This window comes from Telluria sp. ZB4P34 (assembly GCF_059686055.1).
Window position 1 is genome coordinate 86149 of record NZ_JCASIF010000014.1, and the last position, 15856, is coordinate 102004.

At 66.8% G+C, this 15856-nt stretch carries 12 protein-coding genes; all 12 read right to left on the reverse strand.

Annotated elements, in window-relative coordinates:
* Positions 1 to 68: 68 nt before the first annotated feature.
* Positions 69 to 2186, reverse strand: a complete 2118-nt coding sequence (locus AC56KL_RS19085) for a DUF7024 domain-containing protein (RefSeq protein ID WP_497181748.1) — start codon at positions 2184 to 2186, stop codon at positions 69 to 71.
* 35 nt (positions 2187 to 2221) lie between these two features.
* A complete protein-coding gene (locus tag AC56KL_RS19090; RefSeq protein WP_497181749.1) occupies positions 2222 to 2998 on the reverse strand; it encodes a PIG-L deacetylase family protein in 777 nt (258 codons plus the stop codon).
* Positions 2988 to 3857, reverse strand: coding sequence for a GNAT family N-acetyltransferase (locus AC56KL_RS19095; RefSeq protein WP_497181750.1), 870 nt, complete (start codon positions 3855 to 3857; stop codon positions 2988 to 2990). The genes AC56KL_RS19090 and AC56KL_RS19095 overlap by 11 nt, the downstream gene beginning before the upstream one ends.
* Positions 3857 to 4246, reverse strand: coding sequence for a GtrA family protein (locus tag AC56KL_RS19100; protein ID WP_497181751.1), 390 nt, complete (start codon positions 4244 to 4246; stop codon positions 3857 to 3859). The genes AC56KL_RS19095 and AC56KL_RS19100 overlap by 1 nt, the downstream gene beginning before the upstream one ends.
* Positions 4247 to 4256: 10 nt before the next feature.
* On the reverse strand, positions 4257 to 5315 hold the full coding sequence (locus tag AC56KL_RS19105) for a glycosyltransferase family 2 protein (RefSeq protein WP_497181752.1): 1059 nt from the start codon (positions 5313 to 5315) through the stop codon (positions 4257 to 4259).
* Positions 5312 to 7237 (reverse strand): MFS transporter, encoded by a 1926-nt coding sequence (locus AC56KL_RS19110; RefSeq protein WP_497181753.1) that lies wholly within the window; start codon positions 7235 to 7237, stop codon positions 5312 to 5314. The genes AC56KL_RS19105 and AC56KL_RS19110 overlap by 4 nt, the downstream gene beginning before the upstream one ends.
* A gap of 4 nt (positions 7238 to 7241) precedes the next feature.
* Positions 7242 to 8696: a UbiA family prenyltransferase gene (locus AC56KL_RS19115; protein ID WP_497181754.1), complete on the reverse strand. Its 1455-nt coding sequence runs from the start codon at positions 8694 to 8696 to the stop codon at positions 7242 to 7244.
* Positions 8689 to 11619 carry a glycosyltransferase gene (locus AC56KL_RS19120; RefSeq protein ID WP_497181755.1) on the reverse strand — a complete coding sequence of 977 codons (2931 nt, stop codon included), beginning with the start codon at positions 11617 to 11619 and terminating at the stop codon, positions 8689 to 8691. The genes AC56KL_RS19115 and AC56KL_RS19120 overlap by 8 nt, the downstream gene beginning before the upstream one ends.
* 34 nt (positions 11620 to 11653) lie before the next feature.
* Entirely contained in the window at positions 11654 to 13123 is a 1470-nt protein-coding gene (locus AC56KL_RS19125) for an FkbM family methyltransferase (protein ID WP_497181756.1), read from the reverse strand.
* Complete coding sequence (locus AC56KL_RS19130; protein WP_497181757.1) at positions 13120 to 14379, reverse strand: ABC transporter ATP-binding protein; 1260 nt, start codon at positions 14377 to 14379, stop codon at positions 13120 to 13122. Before AC56KL_RS19130 ends, AC56KL_RS19125 begins: the two co-directional genes overlap by 4 nt.
* Entirely contained in the window at positions 14379 to 15179 is an 801-nt protein-coding gene (locus tag AC56KL_RS19135; protein WP_497181758.1) for an ABC transporter permease, read from the reverse strand. The genes AC56KL_RS19130 and AC56KL_RS19135 overlap by 1 nt, the downstream gene beginning before the upstream one ends.
* Before the next feature lie 180 nt (positions 15180 to 15359).
* Positions 15360 to 15677 carry a hypothetical protein gene (locus AC56KL_RS19140; protein ID WP_497181759.1) on the reverse strand — a complete coding sequence of 106 codons (318 nt, stop codon included), beginning with the start codon at positions 15675 to 15677 and terminating at the stop codon, positions 15360 to 15362.
* Between the last annotated feature and the right edge of the window lie 179 nt (positions 15678 to 15856).

Genomic DNA, 15856 nt, shown 5'->3' on the forward strand with positions numbered 1-15856 from the left:
GGGCAGGGGCCGCCATTCCGTACGTGACTTCACACAGCGGCCTGTGGAGGGAGCGGGGTTGACGGAGATCAACGTGCAGCCTGGGCTGGACGGATGTCTCTGGAACCGTCGGTCAGGGTGATCTCGCTGATGCCGATACCGAGCTTGCGTGGGTCGCCCGAGCGGCCGAGTTCTTGCGGCGACACGGGCTGCGGCACGTCGATCTCGAGCGTATGTGCGTTGCCGTCGGTGTCGAAGTGCAGGCCGATGTGCTGTTCGGTCCAACCAAGGCGGAATTGCTTGCTCACGCCACCTATGCGCACCGTGAAGGGCAAGGTGGTGTTGGCCTCGTAGGCCTTGGCGCTAAGGATCAGGCCGGTGCGGCGCGGCAAGGGCTGGGTGAAATGGATCACCACGCGCTTGGCGTCCGACCAGCGGCCCCAGGGTTCGGCATGCGACAGGCCTTCAAAGCCGCGCACCAGCCTCGCGTCCGGCTCACGCGAAAGATGCATGCTGAGCACCGTGGGCTCCGGTTCCGGCCTACGCGCCAGGGTGTAGTGCGCCGCGCGCACTACCGGCTGTACAGAGTCGGGCAGGGACATGTTACCGAGCACGAGTATCCATTTCTTATTGGCCGGAACCTGGTATTCGGCGATTGGCGCATGCGATTCGAGCAGGAGCGGCATGCTATCCCTGTCGTCGATGTGGAATTGGGCGCGCATGATCTCCATCATGTCGGTGCCAGCCACGACGACCTCGGCGCGCTCTGCCACAGGCACATGACGGAGCACTTCCCGGCCCGCCATGTCTCCGGGGCGGAGCGGCGCGTACAAGTCCATGAATTTGCCGACGTTGATGTTGCCGATGAGTAAAGCCAGTGGCAAGGCCATGAACAGGTAGCCCGCCATGGCGGCGCGCGCCCGCATGGCCCAGGCCAGCACCAGCACGGCCTGCAATCCGATGACCAGCCGCCCCGGAAAACGATCCAGGCCGAGTGCGACGATCTCCGGACCATCGATCATGTTGAGCGCATAGCCGGGCAGGCGGCTGAAGGCAAAGCCAAGCATGCCGAGCAGGGCCAGGGCGATTGTCCAGCGCAAGGCCGGCCGGTCTCGCGTGTCGCGGCGCCCATCGCCGCCCCCTGCCAGCGCTGCGGCGGCGATGATCGCCAGCAAAGGCAGCGCAAAACTGTAGTAGCGCAGGTGCAGGCGCAGGCCTTCATGGCTGCCGGGCTGCGCCAGCGACGCCGTGTACATGACCGTCATGCCGGCGGCCGAGCCCAGCATCAGGAATGCGTACAGGTGCAACAAATTACGCGGGTCACCGCGCCCGTCCGGGCCGGCGCGCAGGGCGCGGGTTGCGAGTTCATGGACCAGGATTGCCAGCGGCACGCCGTACAGCACGGCCAGCGCCGCCAGGTGTCCACGGCCATTGACGAAAGCGGGCATCAGCAATGCCAGGCGCGACGAGTTGCCGCCCACATGCACTGCGCTTTCGTAGAAGGGCCCGAGCAGGCTCAGGCCCGCCTCGCCCGCCAATAGCCAACCGAGGCCGAACTTGAGCGCCACCGTGCATGCGCCGGCCGCCGTCGCGGCAGCTACACCGCGCAGGAACCAGGCGCCGCCACGCTGCCAGCTCGCATAGAGCAGGAACAGGCAGAGGGCCGGCGCAAGAAACAGCGCGTGCACTTTTACCAGGCTCATCACCCCAAGAACGGCGCCTGCGGCAAGCGCAGCTGCGAGCGGACGCCAGGCGGCGCCGCACAGCGCCACCCAACTCAACACCCAGAAGCCGAAGTAATAGCTCGCTTCCGGCATGAAATAGGCCGTGTAGATGTTTGTCGGCGCCAGCAAGCCGAGGAGCGTGACAGCGCAGGCCATCGCGCTGCCGGTAAAGCGCCGCGTGACCAGGTAAACAAAGGGGGCGGCCGCCAGGAAGAGCACGAGGTTACCGGCGCGCACGCATTCCAGGAAGCTGGCGCCGCAGGCGGCGCTGGCGCTGAACACCCACAAGTAGAGGTAGGACGGCACGATTGCTTCGGCCAAGGGCATCAGGCGCGCCATTTTGCTGTAGTACCACTCGTCGGCGAAGATGGTCGGTTGCAGGCCGTGGTTACGCTGGTACAGGAACCATGCGAGGGCGCTCAGGGCGAGACAAAGGACTGGTAGCCAGGGCTGGCGGCGCAAGCTGTTGTCGTGCAAGGGCATACGGTGAACTTTTGTCGATGATGGTGAATGTGGTGTCAGTGTGCGGCCAACGTGGCGCGCCATGCGGCCAGGGCTTCCTGCATGCGCGGCCAGGTAAAGAAGCAGCGCTTCTCGTAATACAGCGCGCCCGCATGCGGCCGCTGGTCCAGACGCTGTACCGACACCGGCTGCAACTGTTCGACGCCGCGCAGCAGATAGTGCAGCAGCACGAAAGGGAACAGGCCGATCCAGGTGCTGCGCTGCGACGGGTAGGACAGGCAGGCGCGCAGGTGCCGCAGGCGCGCGCGCCAGGGAATGCGGGTGGCGACCGCCGGCCCGTTGTCGACGATCGGCGCCAGCACCCGGAACAGCGGGCCGGGCAGCCCCTTGGCCTGGTACAGCGAAAACTGCCAGGTGCGCCCCAGCAGCCCGCGCTCGGCGGCCAGCAGCACGACCAGCGCGTGCAGGGCGTCGTGGTCGTGGTGGCCGCCTTCCCAGGCCGTGACGTGCAGGGCGTCGAGCAGCGGATAGCGATCGAGCCAGCGCCCGATCCACTCGGCCGCCTTCGCCAGGTGCAGCGGCAGGCGCGCGTCGCCGATGCCCAGTTCGGCGCCGGCGAAGAACACGTCTTCCGGCGCCACGCCCAGCCGCGCCAGCACGGCCAGGGATTCGCGGTTGCGCTGCGCGGCGCTGGCGCCGGCGGTCTGCCCGTCGGTCAGGTAGGCGCAGGCCACGCGCAGCCCGCGCCGGCGGCAGTCCAGGATGCGCTGGTACACGCCGAACTCGTCGTCCTGGTGGGCGAACAGGAACAGCGCGCTGTGCTCAGTAGGCATCGAAGTCGAGGAAGGTGAACTGGATGCGCGCGGCGTCCAGGTGTGGTACGCGCGGGGTAAAGGCGCGCCAGATCAGGTTCAGCGGCGAAGGGCGCAGCCGCATCGGGATGCTGGCGTAGTTCCAGTAGCGGCTGGTGGCGTCCGGCGCAAGGCCGATGAACAGGCGCACGGGAAATGCCGCTGGCGCGCGGCCGGCCGGCGGGGCGGCCACGCTGCTTGCCTCCAGCTCGGCATAGGCCGGAAGGTGCTTTACGGCGGCCGCGTGGAACTGGAGGCGCGCGCCATTGGCGCGCTGCCATACGCGGTTGTGCGGGTTGGCGCAGCGCCAGGCCAGGGCGTCAAGGCTCCAGCTGCGCTCGAAGGAGAGCGAGGCGGCGGCCGGCTTGGGGGCATGGCGCAGCGATCCCAGGCCGACGCGCGCTTCCAGCGGACGCACCAGCTGGAAGCCGAGCTTGCGCACGAAGCCGGGCGTGCTGTTGGCGTTGGCGACCCCGTAGCAGCCGTCGAACCCCGCCCGGGCGCCCGCCTCGTAGGTCATCGCGGCCAGCTTCGTGAACAGGCCCTTGCCCTGGTAGTCGGGGTGGGTCGCGGTGTTCAGCGACAGCAGCACCCGCACCTCCTGTCCTTCGACCCAGGCGCGCGCCGGCACGCACACGTAGTGCGCCGCCAGGCGCTCGCCGTCCCAGGCGTCGTAGCCGACGGCGGCGCCGTCCGGGTTGGCGACGTACAGCCAGTCGAGGTAGGCGGGCGTGAATTTGTCGGTGCCGGGAAAGCACGCGGCGAACAGCGCGCCGTAGGTGGCGAGGGTGGCGGGGTCGTTCCGGACAGGGGCAAATGTCAGGGATTGCAAGGCTTGCATCACTTGAAGATCCAGTATTTGCCGAGCAGGTAGCCGTTCACCGCCACCAGCGGCAGCGATACGAGTTTCCCGACCAGCGGGTTGTCGAAGGAAGATTCCGCCAGCGCCACGCACCCGATGGTGAGCAGGTAGTTCAGTCCGACCACGCACAGGTAGCGCGTGAAGTTCGCGGGGCTGGCCGCGGTGTTGAAGGTAACACGGCTGTGGAAGGCGTAGTTGACCAGCAGCCCGGCCGCGAAGCCGGCGCTGGCGGCCGCGGTAGCCTGCATGCCGGCCCCCAGCAGCAGCAGCATCAGGCCGATGTCCGCCAGCGCGCAGACCAGGCCGCCGGCGACGAAGACAGCGAACTGGCGCGTGAGTAAACGTGAAGCGAGTGCCGAAACGGTCATGCGATGTGCTTCACTGGTTGGCTGCACCGCTCGGCGGCTGCCGGCGGAACAGGGTTTTCTTGTGCAGCGGGCGGCGCGGCACGGAAGCCACGTCGTGCGCCAGGAAGGCAAGGATCAGCTGCACGCCCATGATCACCGGCAGTGCGGCCAGCATCACGGTGCCGGCCGGGGTCTCGACCCCCGAGCGGGCCGACGCAACCCAGTGCGAGACGCCGTAGACGATGCCGAAGACGGTCGAGAGGATCCCCAGCGGCAGCTCGATCGAGGCCACCGACATGTTGCGCAGGTAGTAGTTGTAGAAGATGCGCTTGCCGAAATTGCGCACGTGCTTGCCGAAGAATTCGGTGACGATCTTCGAGATCTTCAGGTTGCTGACTTCGTCGCCGTAGACGGCGTCCATCGGCACATCGGCGACCACCGCGCCCAGGATGTTCAGGCGGAACAGCATGTCCGATTCAAAAAAGTAGCGCTTGCTGATCTTGTCGAAAGGCAGGTAGCGGGCACAGTCGGCGTGGATCGCGGTATAGCCGTTGGTCGGGTCGAACAGGTCCCAGTAGCCCGAGGACAGCTTGGTGATCAGGGACAGCATGGCGTTGCCGAACAGGCGCATCGGCGGCATCGCGCCCAGGCGCTCCAGGTTGAAGAAGCGGTTGCCCTTGGTGTAGTCGGCTTCGCCGGCCAGGATCGGTGCAATAAAGGCCGGGATCAGGCCGCCGTCCATCTGGCCGTCGCCATCGAGCTTGACGATCACCTTGGCGCCATCGGCGATCGCGGCGCGATAGCCGGTCATGACGGCGCCACCTACGCCCTGGTTCTCGGCATGCTCGAGCACCACGACGCGCGGATCGCGGCAGTGCTCGCGCACGAATGCGCCGCTGCCGTCCGGGCACTCGTCGTCGACCACATAGATGCGCGCCACTTCCGGGCCGATCCCCGCGATGACGCCAAGGATGTGGCGGGTCACCTTGTAGCTGGGAATGACGACAGCAACCGCATTGGGCGTGTCCACTGCTTGCGGCGAAGAAGAAGTGACGGGAATACTCACGATGTTGGCGTCTGGAGAATTCATGGCTTGGCGGGGGCTTGTCGTACGCTGATCTCACGCAGGAAAAAGGCGAGCTGACGCTGGTCTTCCGGGCTGGGCGCGGTAGGCGAGGCATGTTCGAATTCGATGTCGAGGCTGGCGGCGCGGGCGGCTGGCGGCAGCGCCAGCGGTCCGGCCCGGTCGAGCGCATGCCAACCGAGGTCGGTCCCGTTTACCACGACGCGGGTCTGGCGGTTTGGCGCCAGGTAGTTGCCGGTGATGAGCAGCGAGCGGACGGCGGCGCCGTCGAGTTCGATGCGTACGCGCGAGCGCGCGCCATGCGACCAGGCGCCTTCCCAGCCTGGGCCGTTTGCCTCCAGCGGGAACCAGCCGGATACCAGCGCCACCGGTTTACCCGCGCGCAGCGTATCGAACTGGAAACTGCGCTGCAAGTAGCCGCCGGCAGTACAGCGCAACGGACCGTCGAGGTAGCGCCAGCCGCGTGCGCTCTCCACGGTCGGCATGTCGGGCGCCAGGCTTGCGCCCTTGCCGCACAGCCGTTCGTCCGCGTGCGCGTTGGAAGCATGGACCAGTGTCTTGATTACCGCGCCGTCGCGCTGCAGCATGTAGAGTTTGTCCGGCTGGACGTAGTTGTCGTGATTGCCTGCGCGCTCGGCAAAGATCTCGGGTTCCGGGTGATAGTACTGGGGAGCCCAGGTCAGCGCCCGCACTGCGGCCGGGCTGAAATGCACGTAGTCGTAGCGTTGGGCGTGCAGCATGGCGACAGCCTGGATCGCGACCAGGCCGGCCAGCAGTGCATCCGGCCAGCGCGGCATGCGGCGCAGCAGTACCAGTAGCGCAAACAGGAAGGGCATCGCGGCCCAGAATGCGTAGCGCATGACACCGGCGGCGCCCGAGTTCCAGTTCAGCACTGCCAGCGCCGGGACTGCCAGCGCCAGCGTCAGCAGCATGGCCAGCAGCAACATGCCGCGCGCTCGTCCACCAGCGCCCGGCAGCAGCAGGAGCAGGCACAACAGCAGGCCCGGCACGCCGATGACCATGCCCTGGTTCAGGTCGAAGTAGAACGACGCCAGGCGTGTCGCACTGATCAGGCCCGGGTCGGAGAACAGCTTGGCAATGATGTTGGGAACACCGAACTGCCACAGGTTGAACAGCGGCGGCAGTGCGAACACCGCCATGCCGGCTGCCAGCCCGAGGAGGTTGCGGCGCGTGAGTTGCGCGCGCAGGTTGACACCCAGGGCCAGCCCGCGGTCGTAGTCGAGCCACAGCTTGATCAGGGGCGCAAAGCCGAAGAAGAATACGATGGTCGGATTCTGCTGCCCGGCAAGCCCGGCGAGCACGCTGCCAGCCAGCGGCGCGCCGCTGGTGTAGAACATCAGGCCGGCCAGGAGCAGGGCCGCGCTGACGCATTCGGGACTGCTCCAGTGCAGGTAAAGGACGCCGCCGCACAACATGAACAAGCCGAGGCCGAACCAGGCCTTGGCTTCCGATCCGAAAAAGCGGCGCAGCGCCAACGCCAGCACGAACACCGCCATCAGGTTCACTGCCTGGAAGGCCTTGAAGGGCGGGATGCCGAGTGCTTCGAACAGCTTGAACGGGCCGGCCGCCAGCAGCGAATAGCCGAAGTAATGGACTGGAAATACGTCGCCATCGCGCCCGCGTACGAACGCCGCATACAGTTGCTGGTCGCCGGCGCGCATGCCGCGCTCGAGCAGGTCGAAGGGTTCGCTGAACATGCCTGGCAGCAGGGTGCGCACGCGCGCGATGTCTTCCGGGCGGATGTCGGGCGAACCATGGTCGGCAATGGCGACGGTGGCCAGCGTGTACTCGACCACGTCGCCGCCAAAGTAGGGTTTGTACATGGCGAGCAGGGCGCACAGCGCCAGCGCCACCATGAACGGGAAGCGCCACCAGGACGGTCGTGTTGTCGGGACAGGGTTCTGCATGGGCTCAGAAAGAAGCGAGGGAGGCGAGCGCCAGGCAGCAGGCCACCACGGCCAGGCTGAGCTTGTCCTTGCTCACGTACAGGACCGGGTCCTCGTTGACCTGGCCGCGGAACGACAAGACCCACAGGCGGCCGAGCCAGAACACCAGCAGCGGCAGGATCCCGGCCAGCCAGGCCGGCGTGCGGTACAGATCCAGCACCTCGTCGGAATTAAAATACAACATGAACACCAGCACCGACAGGAAGGCGCTGTTGATGCCCATGACACCGACCGGCAGGCGGTCCTCGACGGTGTAGCCGCGGCCGCGGGTCTTGTCCTTGCCGCGCTTGTGCAGGTTGATCAGTTCGCTGTGGCGCTTCAGCAGCGCCAGGCTCAGGAATACGAAGAAGGAAAAGGACAGCAGCCAGAAAGAGGGCGCAATACCGGTGGCGGCGGCCCCGCCGAGCACGCGCAGGCTGTACAGGATGGCCAGCGTCACGATGTCGACCATCATCAGGCGCTTCAGCCAGACCGAATAGAGCACGGTGCTGGCGAAGTACACCAGCACCGCGGCCAGCAGCAACACGTTGGCCGAGGCGCACAGCACGATGGCGGCGAGCGCCAGCAGCGGGCTGACGAACAGGGCCAGCGGCAAGGGCAGGGCGCCGGAGGCGATCGGACGCGTGTGCTTGGTCGGGTGCACACGATCATCCTGCGCGTCGAGCGCGTCGTTGAGCAGGTAGGCACTGGAAGCGCACAGCGAGAAGGCCACGAAGGCCAGCAGCGACGCAATGAAGCTTGGCAGGTCGAACGCGTGGCCGGTCAGCATCGGTACGAATACCAGCAGGTTCTTCAGCCACTGGCGAGGCCGCAAGGCCTTGAAGAGCGCGCGTACCCGGTTGCCGCGTACGCTGCCTGCATGCACGGTGGCGCGGCCGTCCGCAAGCCGGTACGGCTTGCGCGTGACCGACCAGGGGTGGGCGCAGTCCAGCCACACGGGCAGGTCGGCGCGCGAATTGCCGATGTAATCGTAAGCACGCGCGCCGTACAGTTCCACCAGGCGGCGCGCCTTGTTGTGCGAGGTCAGGTTGACGCCTTGACCGGTGGCGAGCACCCGGTCGAACAGGCCAAGGTGGGCCGCAATCTGCTCTGCGAAGCAATGCTGCGATCCGGTAGCCAGCACGATCGTGCGGCCACGTGCGCGTTCCGCCGCGACCAGGGCCAGCACGTGTTTGTCATAAGGGAGCGCCGCCGGATCGAGCTCGACTTCGCGCGCCAGTTTCTCCTTGAAGCCGGCCTTGCCTGCCAGCAGCCAGAGCGGCAACAGCCAAGCGCGCAGGATGTTTTTCTTCAGAAATAGAACAACCGATTCCCACAGCAGGTCGGAATGGATCAGGGTGCCGTCGAGATCGACGACCAGTGGCCGCAAGGCGGGCGCCGCGGCTTCCGTGCTGATGTCCGCTTCGTCTGCTTTATGCATCGCCGTTCCCTGCGCCCGGCAGGACCCGGTACCACTGCTGGCGCACCAAGCCGTCGAGCACCTGCTGCGCGCTTTGATCCCAGGTCAGCCACGGCATGCCGGTCGACTGCGGCGCCTTGCCTTCGCGCTGCAGGAGCAGCCAGGCTTCGACCGCATCGGCCAGGTCTTGCGGGGCCAGGCCGTCGAAGTAATACGCGTGCTCGCCCGCCACTTCGCGGAACACCGGCAGGCTGCGCGCGATGATCGGGATGCCGTGCTGGGCCGCCTCGATCAGCGGCAGGCCGAAGCCTTCGCCTTCGGAAGGCGACAGCAGGGCCGACGAGGCGCCGTACAGCTTGAGCAGCATCTCGTCCGAGATGCCGTTCATCCAGAACAGGCGCTTCGATGTTTCCGGGTGGGAAGCCATGCGTTCGCACAGCTTTTCCATCATCCAGCCCTGCTTGCCGACCACGACCAGGTTCACGTCCTGGCCGCGTTCCCACAGCAGCTCGAAGGCGTTCAGGGTCTGGGTATGGCCCTTGCGCGGCTCCACGGTGCCGACCATGATGAAGCTGGGGCGCTGCTTGAGGGCGGACAGCACCCCGTCGGCGTCCGGCGGCAGGCCGAAGCTGGGCGCGCTGGCGTCGATGTCGGCCCCCAGGTGGAAGTGGCCGAGCTTCAGGGGCGTGCGGCGCTGCAGGCCCTGGCCGTCGGTCCAGGCCGCGAATTCGTCGGCCACGGCGCGCGAGATGCACAGCACGCCGTCCGACACCTTGTGCACGGTGCGCAGGAAGTCGCCGAAGTATTGCTCGGTCCCGAAGGGGAACACGTCCGGGCGCAGCATCGGCAGGATGTCGAACACGACGAAATAGATGCCGACGCCGCGGTCGCGCATCGACAGCAGCAGCTGCTCGTTCTGCGAGGTGCCGTTGGTGAACAGGTCGAGGCCGAAGAACAGGTCGCCCGGGCGCAGGTCGACGGGGGCGTCCTCCAGGGACAAGCTCGTCTCGCCCACCATGTTCAGGCCGAACTGGCGCGCATACTGGTAGCTGCGGTTGCCGCCGTGCGAGTACACCGGTTCGATGCGATAGCCCGGCGGCGGATCGGCGATCATCGACAGCAGGATGCTGCGCACCACGCGCTGGATGCCGGTCTTCAGGTCCGACTGCACCACGGCCGAGACGTCCACCAGCAGCTGGCGCGGCGCGCTTGCCGTGGCGGGGACGCGGTTGAAGGCGATCGCCGCGGCCAGCGGCGCGAGTTCGGCATCGCTTGCCAGGGGCGCTGCGCTGCGCACCACCTTGCGGTAGGCGGCCAGCGGGCTGCGCGCGGCATAGGCTTCGATGGCCTCGACGTACAGCTTGCCGACGTGGCCGGGCGCGTGCTCGCGCGCCATGTGCGCCAGCGCGCGCCCGGAGAGACCGCTGCGCAGCGCTTCGTCCTTGCGCAGGCGCGCCAGCGCGTCGGCCAGCTCCGGCGTCGTAAAGCGATCCTGCAGCTTCAGCAGCAGCGTGTCGTCGATCGAAGCAGTCGAGCCGTGCGCGTTGACGATGGTCGGGATGCCATACAGCAGGCAGTCGAGCACCGAGGCCGAGGTTTCGCCGCGCGTGGAGGCGCGCAGCTGCACGGCGCAGTCGCTGGCGGCCAGGTAGTCGGCATAGGTGGCGGCATCGACGAAGCCGGCGATGCGGATGCGGTCTTTCGCTTCGCTGGCGCCGATCTTGCGCACCAGACCGCCGCCGTACAGGCCGGGGTCGTTCTCGCCGACGAAGACCAGGCGGCATTGCCGGTCCTGCGCCAGCGGCGAGGAAAGAAAAGCGTCGAGCAGCTCTTCATTGAGCTTGGTGCGGCCCAGCATGCCGAAGGTGGTGACGAGGAACTCGCCGTCCTTGACGCCCAGGCGCTCGCGCGCGGCGGCGCGCGCGTCAGGCGTGCCGGACGCTTCCGGACGGCCGCGCAGCAGCGGGATGGTGCGCCAGCCATCGGCGGCGCCCGGCCCGTACCACTGCACCGCCAGCTCCTTCGAGAAATCGGCATGGACGATCACGCCGGCCGCATTGTCCAGCACGCCCTTGTTGACCGGGTAGGTCCAGATCGCCGGATTGCGGCCTTCCTTGCGGTGGTCCAGCAGGCCGGTATAGCCGTGCGACGCGTAGAGCGCCTTCATGAAGCCCTGCGGCAGGTAGGCTTCGCGTTCCAGGTTGTCGAGTACCCCCGAGAAGAAGAAGTCGTGCAGCACCACGATGCCCGGCACGTCGCGGATCAGCTCGAACATGTGCTGGTGCGCGTGCGAATTGCCGACGTGGTAGACCACGCGCTCGAATTCACCGGCATGGTGGCGCAGCCAGTCGGGGGCGCGCAGCGGCAGGCCATCCAGGCGCGCGTCCTCGACGCGTTCCTGGTCGACGATCAGCGTGACGTCGTAGAACCTGGCCAGTTCCGGCGCCAGCTCGGCGCTGTAGTCGGCGATGCCGGATTTCACCGGCGGCAGCGGCGATACGTAGGCCAGCTTCGGGCGGCCTGCCAGCGGACATTGCACGCGCTCGGCCGCGGTGGCTTCGAGTTCGACCAGAAGGGCGGCCGCATCGGCTTCCTGCGGATCGCGGTACAGGACCGGGAAGGGCGCGCCTTCCGTCGCTTCTGCATGGGGATCCGGCACTGGCACGAGAACGACATCCGGCGCCAGGCTGGCCAGCGCATGCTCGCGCAGGGCGGCCTGCAGGCGCGGGTTGCCGGCCAGTCCGGCGCCGCCCAGGTCGACGGCGCGCACGCAGCCGGGGAAGGCCATGCGCAGGTCTTCCAGCAGCTCCGGGCTGGACAGGGGCGCGGCGAGCTGCAAGCCGTGCGCGCCGCCCTTGAGCGTGTCGGCCAATGTCCTGGCGAGGGTCAGCGCGGCCGGCGCGATGCCGTCCTGCGCGTGGAGAAAGTCGATAACGATACGCATAGTCTTGTGCATTCCCTGGGCCGGCATGTGGCCCTCAGTTCCCGCCGGCGGCGCCGGCATCGCGGGCGCGCCGCAGGTCGCCCAGCACCGCGCGCACCGAGACCGGCAGGCCCCTGAGTTCTTCCGGAACGGCGGCCGCGGCCGGCGCCACCGGTTCAGGCGCCGCCTGCTTGATGGCGGCCAGCGAGCTGCTGACCTTCTTGCCCAGCGCCGGATAGCGCAGCAGCACCGGGATCAGGAGGCGGCGCAGGCGTTCGTTCCTGGTGACGCGCGTGACGACGCGGCGCGCCAGGTCCGGCCGGCGCACCGAGCGCAGCACCAGCCCAAGGCCGCGCAGCGGGGCCGTGATCTTCCACGAGGTGCTGTTGTGGGTGGCGAGCAGGCGCGCTTCGAGTCCGCGCGCCCATTCGGTGAGCTGGTGGCCGCTGTGCTGGCTGGCCGCCAGCTCCGCCTGCAGTGCGGCGATGCGCGCCTCGGCGGCCTGCCTTGCGTGCTCGGCCTGGACGGCGCGCGCATTCGCTTCCTGCGCGTCGGTCGCCATGCGTTCGGCGCGTTCCTGGGCTTGATGCGTGGCTTCCTGGGCCTGCGCGACGACGCCCTGCGCCTCCAGGGTCGCGTGCTGGGCCTGCAGCGTGGCCTGTTGCGCGGCTTCGATCGTGCGCGCCGATTCCTGGGCATTCAGCAGGGCCGCGCGATGCGCCGCCGCCGCATCCTCGGCCGCCAGCCGTGCCGCTTTGCCGGCCTCGGCGGCATTCTTTTCGGTCTCGCGCAGGAAGGCCGCCAGCTTCTTCTCGGCCGCCCAGGCCTTGTCGAGGTGGTGCGGGATGAAATCGTCGAACACGTTCGGCTGCACGCCGAAGTGGGACAGCAGCGCGGCGTGTTCTTCCGCCACGTAGTAGCGATTCAGGCCGTCGAACCAGGCGAAGCGGTAGCGCTGGCCCGTGATCAACTCTTCCCAGGCCGCATGGTTGGTTTCGCGGCTGTTCGGCAGCGTGGCTTCGATCACCAGGATCCACGGGCGCCAGCGCGCAAAGTCCATCCCTTTCAGCACTTCGCCTTCGAAGCCTTCCACATCGACCTTCAGGAAGTGGATCGGCTGGCCTTCCCGCACGTACTGCTCGCAGACGGAGGCCAGGGTGCGCACCGGCACGCTCATCTCGACGACTTCGTGGCCCTCGGAGCGGTGCAGTTCGGCGACCGCCTGTTCCGGCGAGGCCCAGCCGCGCACTGCCGGGGTGTCGTACAGCGTCAGTTCGCCGTTCGCGCTGCCGGCGGCAATCGCCAGGTTGACGTCGCGCGGTCGCTGGTCGAGGAAGGCCTGGTGGAAGGAGGGCAGGGGCTCGATGCTGATGCCGCGCCAGCCGGCGTCGTAGAAGGCCTTGGTGACCGAATGCTCTTCCGGATCGTTGGCGCCGACGTCGATGTAGAAGCCGTTCTTGATGTGGCCGAGCGCGCGCCACAGCAGCACGTCCTCGGCATTCTGCGAATAGGAGATAAAGCTCATTGCGTCAACTCATGCGTCAATGGACTGCGTTGGATGTCGATGGCCGGGTCGAGCCAGGCCGAGCCCTCGAAGTGGGGGCGGCGCATGTTCATCACGGTGAACACCAGCGCCAGGTCGCGCCATTCGTAGTTATTCACCAGGTGGGTCTCGGTGCTGACGATCGCGGTCGCCACCGAATAGGTGCCGGGGCCGAGGTTCATCGGGAAAGCGAAGCGGTACGCCACCTCTTCCCCTGGCACGACGTTCTCGAGCGGCATCCCCTTGAGGTGGGTATTGGTGCCGTACATCGGCTGGCCCAGGCGGTCCTTGATCATGTAGCCGAGCACCATGCGCGGGATCGGTGCATTGATCTTCACCTTCACCTCTAACGTGACGGCGGCGCCCACGTCGACCACTTCGGCGCGCTGGCCGTTCTCGTCGAGCAGGGCGATGTCGGCGACGGTCGCTTCGCCGGTGCCGGAGATGGTCTGGACCTTGCCGTCGTCCGTCGTGTTCTGCCGGACGGTTTCGCGCCCTTGCTCATTCTCGCGTTCCGCGATCATGGCGTTGTAGTAGTCCATGATTTCTTCCGGCTTGCCTTCGCGCGCCAGGCGGCCGCCATCGAGCAGGATGGCGCGGTCGCACACCGACTGGATCGCCTGCTTGTCGTGCGACACCAGGAGCAGGGTGGTGCCCTCCTTGCGGAACTGGCGGATGCGGTCGAAACTCTTGTGCTGGAAGTAGGCGTCGCCCACCGACAGGGCTTCGTCGACGATCAGGATGTCCGGGCGGCGCGCGGTGGCCACCGAAAAGGCCACGCGCATCTGCATGCCGCTCGAGTAGACCCGCACCGGCTGGTCCATGTACTCGCCGATGCCGGCGAAGTCCTCGATCTGCGGCATCAGCCCCGTGATCTCGTCCACCGTCATGCCCAGCAGCTGGCCGGCCATGTAGACGTTCTGGCGCCCCGTGAAGTCCGGGTGGAAGCCCATGCCCAGTTCCAGCAGGGCGGCCACGCGGCCTTCCATCCAGACCGCGCCGGTGGTCGGCTGGGTGGTGCCCGTGATGAGTTTCAGCAGCGTGCTCTTGCCCGCACCGTTGATGCCGATCAGGCCGACGGCTTCGCCGGGCGAGACCTGGAACGTGATGTCAGTGAGCACCCACTTGAGCTTGTGACGCGGCCCGCGCACGGGCAGCAGCCATTCCCCCAGGCGCGACCAGCGTGTCGGGTATTGTTTGTAGGCCTTGCCCAGCTTGCTGACGACGATGGTGCCCATCAGAGTTCATCCACCATTTCGCCGGAGCGCTTGCGGAACAAACGCAGGCCCAGGATGCACAGCAGCAGGGCCAGCAGGGCGGCCGGGATCAGCCCATTCCAGTCGGGCATTCTCCCTTCGACCAGGATCGCCTGGTGCGCCGCCACCACGGCCGCCATCGGGTTGTAGGCCAGCATGGGGCGTACTTCTTCGGGCAGGATCGAGGCCGGGTAGACGATCGGCGTGAGCCAGAACCAGAACTGCATGGCGATGGTCACGAACTGGCCGACATCGCGGAAGAACACGTTCAGGATACCGGTGACCATCCCCAGGCCGATGGCCAGCAGGATCTGCAGCAGCAGCACCGGGACGATGGCGAAGAACACGGCGCCCGGGAAGTTTCCGGTAGCAAACAGGTAAACGAGGAACAGGCCGAAGATCACGCCGAAATTCACCAGCGCGTTGAGCACGACAATGATCGGCAGGCAGATGCGCGGGAAACTGATTTTCTTGATCAGGTTGGCCTGCTCGAGGAACATGTTCTGCCCGCGGGCGACGATCTCGGCGAATAGCCCCCAGGTGAGGATGCCGGCGCACAGGTAGATGGAATAGGCGGCGCCGGAATCGTTGCCCGGCAGCTTGGCACGCATGACCTCGGAAAAGATCACGGTGTACACGAGGATCATGGCGAGCGGGCTCAGCACCGACCAGACGGCGCCCAGCATCGCGTTCACGTATTTCGACTGGAATTCGCGCTTGACGCTGCCCAGCACGAAACCGCGATAGGCCCACAGGCCTCGCAGCATCAGTGGCGAGATCATGGGGCGGCCCGTGCTGGCAGCGCCCCGTTCAGGTACGTCAGGGTGAAAATCATGTGGATTGGCTTGGCCGGATGAACCCAAAATTATACTTCATCCAACTCTCAATCCGTTGTTACAGGTGTAACATCTTGTCTGGAGTCAAGCTCAATTTGTCATGACTTGTCTCCGCGACGGGCGCTATCAGCTGCCCAGGTTGGTAAAGATCCCGACGGCCATCTCTGCCCAGCAGTACAGGAAGGCGAGGCCGACCACGCCGATAGCGATGAGACGGCTTCGTGCGCTGCGCAATGTGCGCAGCGCGAAGGTGATGCCCAGGCCTGCCAGGCCCAGCAGGATGCCGGCGGCCACGAAGTCGGAGCCGGTCCAGTTGACCTCGGCGGTGAACTGCATCGCGACCAGCGGAATCATCAGGATCGCGGCCGTGACGAGCGCTACCGTCAGCAGGCTCTTGCCCAGGGCGGGTTTGGCAGGCAGGTCGTTGCCGGTCATGGTGCTCATTGACTTCTCCTGGATCGAAAGGGTAATGGCAATAATGTAGCACGCCGGCAGCATGGTGAACCTGTAGATACCGTCTTGCCCGTCAAGCCCTACATCGCGTATTTTGGATCATAGGGCTTGCCGGAGTGGACGACACCAAAGCACAGATGTGCCAGTTTGCGCATGGCAGCACCAATAGC

What these genes read in the sequence shown, in the direction of transcription:
- AC56KL_RS19085 (WP_497181748.1), bottom strand. Translation starts at nt 2,186, where the DNA reads ATGCCCTTGCACGACAACAGCTTGCGCCGCCAGCCCTGGCTACCAGTC.
- AC56KL_RS19090 (WP_497181749.1), bottom strand. Translation starts at nt 2,998, where the DNA reads ATGCCTACTGAGCACAGCGCGCTGTTCCTGTTCGCCCACCAGGACGAC.
- AC56KL_RS19095 (WP_497181750.1), bottom strand. Translation starts at nt 3,857, where the DNA reads ATGCAAGCCTTGCAATCCCTGACATTTGCCCCTGTCCGGAACGACCCC.
- AC56KL_RS19100 (WP_497181751.1), bottom strand. Translation starts at nt 4,246, where the DNA reads ATGACCGTTTCGGCACTCGCTTCACGTTTACTCACGCGCCAGTTCGCT.
- AC56KL_RS19105 (WP_497181752.1), bottom strand. Translation starts at nt 5,315, where the DNA reads ATGAATTCTCCAGACGCCAACATCGTGAGTATTCCCGTCACTTCTTCT.
- AC56KL_RS19110 (WP_497181753.1), bottom strand. Translation starts at nt 7,237, where the DNA reads ATGCAGAACCCTGTCCCGACAACACGACCGTCCTGGTGGCGCTTCCCG.
- AC56KL_RS19115 (WP_497181754.1), bottom strand. Translation starts at nt 8,696, where the DNA reads ATGCATAAAGCAGACGAAGCGGACATCAGCACGGAAGCCGCGGCGCCC.
- AC56KL_RS19120 (WP_497181755.1), bottom strand. Translation starts at nt 11,619, where the DNA reads ATGCGTATCGTTATCGACTTTCTCCACGCGCAGGACGGCATCGCGCCG.
- AC56KL_RS19125 (WP_497181756.1), bottom strand. Translation starts at nt 13,123, where the DNA reads ATGAGCTTTATCTCCTATTCGCAGAATGCCGAGGACGTGCTGCTGTGG.
- AC56KL_RS19130 (WP_497181757.1), bottom strand. Translation starts at nt 14,379, where the DNA reads ATGGGCACCATCGTCGTCAGCAAGCTGGGCAAGGCCTACAAACAATAC.
- AC56KL_RS19135 (WP_497181758.1), bottom strand. Translation starts at nt 15,179, where the DNA reads ATGATCTCGCCACTGATGCTGCGAGGCCTGTGGGCCTATCGCGGTTTC.
- AC56KL_RS19140 (WP_497181759.1), bottom strand. Translation starts at nt 15,677, where the DNA reads ATGAGCACCATGACCGGCAACGACCTGCCTGCCAAACCCGCCCTGGGC.